General features: G+C 47.7%; 6 protein-coding genes. 4 read left to right on the forward strand and 2 right to left on the reverse strand.

The window, feature by feature from the left end; genetic code table 11:
* Both purM and tsaD read left to right on the forward strand, forming a co-directional pair.
* A partial coding sequence (gene purM, locus B3D59_RS01075; protein ID WP_286817231.1) for a phosphoribosylformylglycinamidine cyclo-ligase occupies positions 1–624 on the forward strand: 624 nt, incomplete at its 5' end.
* Positions 625–646: 22 nt separating this feature from the next.
* On the forward strand, positions 647–1645 hold the full coding sequence (tsaD, locus tag B3D59_RS01080) for a tRNA (adenosine(37)-N6)-threonylcarbamoyltransferase complex transferase subunit TsaD (protein ID WP_286817232.1): 999 nt from the start codon (positions 647–649) through the stop codon (positions 1643–1645).
* On the opposite strand, the gene nagZ is transcribed toward tsaD, so the two are convergent.
* Together nagZ and B3D59_RS01090 are read right to left on the reverse strand one after the other, a co-directional pair.
* Positions 1642–2640, reverse strand: a complete 999-nt coding sequence (gene nagZ / locus B3D59_RS01085; RefSeq protein WP_286817233.1) for a beta-N-acetylhexosaminidase — start codon at positions 2638–2640, stop codon at positions 1642–1644. The genes tsaD and nagZ overlap by 4 nt on opposite strands.
* Positions 2641–2649: 9 nt before the next feature.
* Positions 2650–4092 carry a DNA integrity scanning protein DisA nucleotide-binding domain protein gene (locus tag B3D59_RS01090; RefSeq protein WP_286817234.1) on the reverse strand — a complete coding sequence of 481 codons (1443 nt, stop codon included), beginning with the start codon at positions 4090–4092 and terminating at the stop codon, positions 2650–2652.
* Positions 4093–4251: 159 nt separating this feature from the next.
* Here B3D59_RS01090 and B3D59_RS01095 point away from each other — a divergent pair, with 159 nt between their 5' ends.
* On the forward strand, positions 4252–4914 hold the full coding sequence (locus B3D59_RS01095; RefSeq protein ID WP_286817235.1) for a TIGR04211 family SH3 domain-containing protein: 663 nt from the start codon (positions 4252–4254) through the stop codon (positions 4912–4914).
* Positions 4915–4942: 28 nt separating this feature from the next.
* Positions 4943–5626 (forward strand): TolC family protein (locus tag B3D59_RS01100; RefSeq protein ID WP_286817236.1); only part of this gene is annotated, 684 nt, incomplete at its 3' end.

Consider the following 5626-nt stretch of genomic DNA (forward strand, 5'->3'; position numbering starts at 1 on the left):
ACCGCTGAAATGCCCGGCATGTACCAGGGCGGTGAATATGATCTGTCAGGTTTTTCCGTCGGTATCGTTGACAATAACAAAATCATCGACGGCTCCTACATTCGTCCGGGGCACAAACTTATCGGCATAGCCTCTTCAGGTGTTCACTCCAATGGCTTTTCTTTGGTGCGCAAGATTTTTTTTGACAAATGCGGGTATGACGTCAATACCCGGATGGCTGATCTGGACACCACCCTTGGGGAAGAACTGCTCAAACCTACCATCATCTATGTATCCACGATCTTAAGCCTGCTGCGTGACCTGCCTATTCACGGCCTGGTTCATATCACAGGCGGCGGCATAGATGAGAACATCATCCGGGTCATCCCCCAGACATGCAAGGCCGTCATCCACAAAGGGTCATGGCAGATTCCCCCAATATTCAACATCATCCAGCGGGAAGGCAATGTGCCGGAACATGACATGCACCGGACATTTAACAACGGTATCGGCATGGTGATGGTGGTCCCTGAAAAATCCGCCCAGGAGGTCATGGATAGACTGGTTGCCATGGAAGAAAAAGCGTATTTTATCGGTGAAATCCTGGAAAGGCACAACAACGAGACCCAGACCCAGTACGTCTGATTACCCTGCAGGCAGGTAACCCATGCTCATTCTCGGGATCGAATCCTCCTGCGACGAAACGGCAGCTGCCGTCGTTGAAGACGGTGTGCGTATTCGCTCTTCTGTTGTGGCCTCCCAGGTATCCACCCATGCAATTTACGGGGGCGTGGTGCCTGAACTTGCATCGCGCATGCATCTTGAAGCCATAGACCCGATTGTGGTTCAGGCCCTGGCACAAGCCGGTGTGAGCTTAGATGACATTGACGGCATTGCCGCCACCCGGGGTCCGGGACTGATAGGCGCTCTTCTGGTGGGATTTTCCTATGCCAAGGCCCTGGCCTGGGCACGGAACCTGCCGTTGGCCGGTGTTAACCATCTTGAAGCCCATATCTGCTCTTTACAACTTTTGGACAATCCCCCCAGATTCCCATTCATTTCCCTTGTGGTGTCAGGCGGACACACCAATATTTATCATGTCAAAGGCCCCGGCGCATTTACCCTTATGGGCCAAACCCGGGATGATGCCGCAGGAGAAGCCTTTGACAAGGTGGCCAAAATGATGGGGTTAAGCTATCCGGGCGGACCTGCAATTGAAGCTTTGGCAAAAAAAGGAGACCCTGAAAAAATCAAATTTCCCCGAAGCATGCTTGGGAAAGACAACTTTGACTTCAGTTTCAGCGGACTTAAATCCGCGGTCGCCAGGCACCTGCATGAAAACCCTGATATGAGCGAAAACCGGCCTGCCCATGTGGCAGCCGGATTCCAAATGGCTGTCATTGATGTGCTCTCCACCAAACTGCTTGCTGCAGCCAGGGATAGAAACTGTTCAAGCATAGGTATTGCGGGCGGGGTATCCGCCAACCGCACCTTTGTCGACACCCTTTCTGAAAGGGCCGGCCGGCATCAAATAAAAGTGTTTTATCCCCCCTTGTCCCTGTGCGGAGATAATGCGGCCATGATTGCAGCCAGGGGCTGGGAAATGATACAGGACAACCAGGTTTGCGGCCTTGGCGATGATGTGTATTCCCGGGTAAAATTTTAAACAAGAAACGTTTCCTTTGCCGCTAAAATCCTTTTCACACAAACGCGACCCGATTCAAACAGCTCCGCGTTCTTTTCAAGATATCGCATCATCGCCTCTCTGGCTTCGGTGATATTGGGTCCGGCGTGGCATACAAGAGCCATGTCGATTTGTGCAATCATGATCCTGTGAATACAGGTATCCATATCATGACTGATGGCCTTCATATCAAGATCATCGGTCATGACAAGGCCCTGGTATTCCATATCCTGTCGCAATAGATCGTATGCAATGGTCTTTGACAGACTGGCCTGCCAGTCCGGATCCAGTTTGGGATAAAAAATATGGGACAGCATAATCCCTGAAACCTGTGCTTTTTTTGCAGCTTCAAAAGGGAGCAAATCTGTCTGTTTTAAATCGGACAGTTCCGCATCCAATTCAGGCAGAAAAGAATGGGAATCTTTTACTGTTCTGCCAATACCGGGAAAATGTTTGGCCACAGCCATGACCCCACCCTTTTGAAGCCCCTGGATCACCGCACTACCCAGTTGGGACACACGCTTTGCCCCCCCTGTAAACGCCCGGTCTTTCATGATGGAATCCACATCCGACGGCGCTACATCCATAACCGGAGCCATATTCATGTTAATACCCATGTCAGAAAGCTCTGATGCTGTAATCCGGGCAAATTCACGGGCATCATCAATGGTCTTGATATGGGGATTGCCGGGAAATTCAGTAAAGGGTTTTCGCAGTCTTGCCACCTTGCCACCTTCCTGGTCCACGGCAACAAACAAATCCGGCAACCCTTGATCCAGTGCATATTTTCGGGCATCCATACACAAACGGCGCAACTGCTCTGCAGATTTAATATTGGACCGGAACAGGATAATCCCCCCGACCCTGTATTCCTTTATCAGATATTTTAATTCAGCATTAAGGGTTTGACCCTCAAACCCGAACATCAAACGCTGGCCGGCCAGATCCGATAATGATTTAAAGTCAAATTGAGTCATGAGAGCTCATCATATCTGCACACCATGCAAATGCTGTTTAAGAGTTAATATTTCCGGCATATACTGATAAATGGGTTTCCATCTGGATATGCCGTTCAATTCAATACCGTTATATATGATTGAAATAGGTCTGTCGGCAGAAACGACAACCACAATCACTTTTGATGTTGTCGCGGAAAATCTCAATGCCGAGTTGTATCTGGCACCCCGGGCCATATTTTCCCAGGTAACGGACTGCCCGTCCAAAAGACAGCCGAATCCGCGAATTTTAGCATCCGGTGTTATTTGAACTGCCCCGTCAATGCGCATAAATGCCGCGGCCAGGTCATAATTATCAGGATCCATAAGGGTTAAAGGGGGATCCAGCACATGGCCGGACAGCACCAGTGGGGCTTCGTTCATATCAATCACGACAGTACTGCCGTAATGTGAATGTCCTGCCTTGTGTATCAACCCGGAAACGACACTGAACAGGGTGCCGGCAGCTTCGATATCAAGCTGTGAATCCAAAAGCAATTCCTCCAACTCCACCAGCTTGTTTTCCCTGGTGGTAGAATAAAAATTGCCGTCACAAAATGAGGCTACTTTCTGGGTTCCCAGGCTCAAAAAACCGTGATCTCCCCTAAAATCAGCAACAATAGCATACTCGGGCACAGGGGCTAATGTGATCCCCACAACATAATTGCCGTCGGAAACCAGTTTACGATTTGAGCGCTCTACACTGACAAGAAGTTTTCTAATGTGTTTGATATTAGAAATTACCGGTCTTTCACTACGCTGGAACATGGTCAAAAAATCGATGGTGTCGATATTGACCGGATCCGTAAAAAAAAGATACCCCCTTGCCCAGGCCCCCTCTTCCCTGGTTTTTGAAATGGAAAGAATATGGTTCAGGATCGTGGGTATCTGAATTTTGGTATCATACCCCAGATGACTGTTGCGCTCATCCACCATGTAATCGGCTATGGCCTGGAGCGCATAGTTCTTAACTACATAGTCCGAACAGTTGATGGGCGGATTACCCGAAGTGTAATCATGGGCAAGCAGGCAAGCAGCCTGTTCCAGCCACTTTTCTGTCGGTTTGATGGAACACATGTCAGGATGGTGATCTGTGAACCAGACCTGATAAAAAAAGTCACTGCTTGCGCCTGCAAACACAATAAGCCCTGACAAGTCCAAATTTTCCTGGGGGATAAGATAACCTTTGGGCTGATTTTCAATCTGCTCTCCGATATGCTGCCGCCAACGTTCTTCGTGAACAACAAATATTTCCTCAAGTACGGTTTCATGCCCGAACAAAAGATCCTGGGGGTCAAATATCTGAACCGGATCATGCGACCCCGGTGCAAACAGCAGGGCAACGCGGCTGGGATTTGAATATTTGCGCAACCCGTCAGACACCCCGTTAAGGATATTGGCAATACACAATTTCTTGAAAGAGTCCAGGTTCATACGCCAACCGTTTTAATTCAACAGACTGTAATCAATGACAGGAAGTAATGATTGATCCCATGTTCCATGCGGTTTGGCAAGTTTTTTTTACATGTCGGGTGTTGTAAAAACAGGGAAGGACTGATAATTAACTAAAAACAGTTAAGGAGGCAATTAATAATGATGAAACTATTTCCACGAATTTGTTCGGTTGTTCTAATTGTTATCGGGATCACAGCGTTATGCCGTGCCCAGACCGCTTATGTCTCTGATATGCTCATTCTTACATTCAGGAAGGGACCCGGCCCCAGCTACCCTCTGATCTCCGCTTTAAAAAGCGATACCCCTTTAACCATAATTGAAGAAAGCAACGGCTACCTTAAGGTGGCACTTTCATCCGGGGAGCAGGGATGGGTGGACAAAAATTATGTTGTAACCGATCTACCCAAAGCAATGATCATTGAGCAGTTAAAAAAAGAAAATGCCGCCCTTGAAGAAAAAATCAGGGCATTGACGGAACAGCCAGACCACGCCGTCATGGAGCAGCTGAAAAAGGAGAACCAGGTCCTGATTCAAAACGTTGAAACCTTAAAGTCACAATATACTGCGCTTAAGTCTGCCTCTACCAATATAACCGATACGTTAGAAGAGAACAAACGCCTTAAAACCCAGAACACATCTTTGCCGGACACACTTGCCCAGCCAAAGGGTAACTACGAATTCATGTTTAAAACCGGCATGATTAAATGGTTTCTGGCCGGTGTGGGCGTGCTTCTCCTTGGCTGGGTTATAGGTCTGAGTGTATCTTCCAGGCAGGGTGGCTCAAGTTCATTGCTTGACTGACTTTAACCCTCGACCCCCAAAAGTTATAATGTTAAAAATAAACAAGATTCATCTCTTCGTTCTGGTATCATTGTTACTGCTTTTCGGATTTTCAGCACAAGCTTTTTGCAAGCCGTCATATACCCTGAAACAATTATGTCGAATCGCCAATAAAAATGCAGAAAGTATCCAGATTGCCAGGGAGCAGACCTATATTGCCGAACAGGATAAAAAACGTGCCCAGTCCGTGCTTATTCCTGCAGCTACGCTATACGCCAGTTACCTGAATTATAAAAACGACGACTATTACACGCCTGATGTAAATACCTTAGGCGGCAAACTCACCCAGTCATTTACCCTGAACGGCAGGGAACTGATCGCCTATGATGTCAGTAAAAAAGGCATTGAAAAGGCAAAATATTCAGAACAAACCATTAGAACTGATTACATTTTCCAGGTGGCCCAGGCCTATATCCAGGCATTGAATTTGAAACGTCTGGTGGAGGTGGCGGATGCCGAAGTTGAGCGCTTGAGCACATACCGAGATTCGATAAATGAAAAACTTAGGGTGGGTAGTGTGACAAAAACAGCGCTTTACAGGGCCCGGGCTGAATTGTCAAAGGCTAAAACCGATCAGATTGTGGCAGTCAATAATGTTCAGACAGCCAAGGCAGGTATTGTCAGGCTCACCGGTATCGAAGACCAGTTCTCAATTGCATCGGGGGATATCAAA

The organism is Desulfobacter sp. UBA2225 (genome assembly GCF_002348205.1).
Lineage (GTDB): Bacteria > Desulfobacterota > Desulfobacteria > Desulfobacterales > Desulfobacteraceae > Desulfobacter > Desulfobacter postgatei.

Bases quoted from the DNA above. Each gene is read 5' to 3' on its own strand.
- B3D59_RS01095 (WP_286817235.1), top strand. From the start codon at position 4,252: ATGATGAAACTATTTCCACGAATTTGTTCGGTTGTTCTAATTGTTATC.
- tsaD (WP_286817232.1), top strand. From the start codon at position 647: ATGCTCATTCTCGGGATCGAATCCTCCTGCGACGAAACGGCAGCTGCC.
- nagZ (WP_286817233.1), bottom strand. From the start codon at position 2,640: ATGACTCAATTTGACTTTAAATCATTATCGGATCTGGCCGGCCAGCGT.
- B3D59_RS01090 (WP_286817234.1), bottom strand. From the start codon at position 4,092: ATGAACCTGGACTCTTTCAAGAAATTGTGTATTGCCAATATCCTTAAC.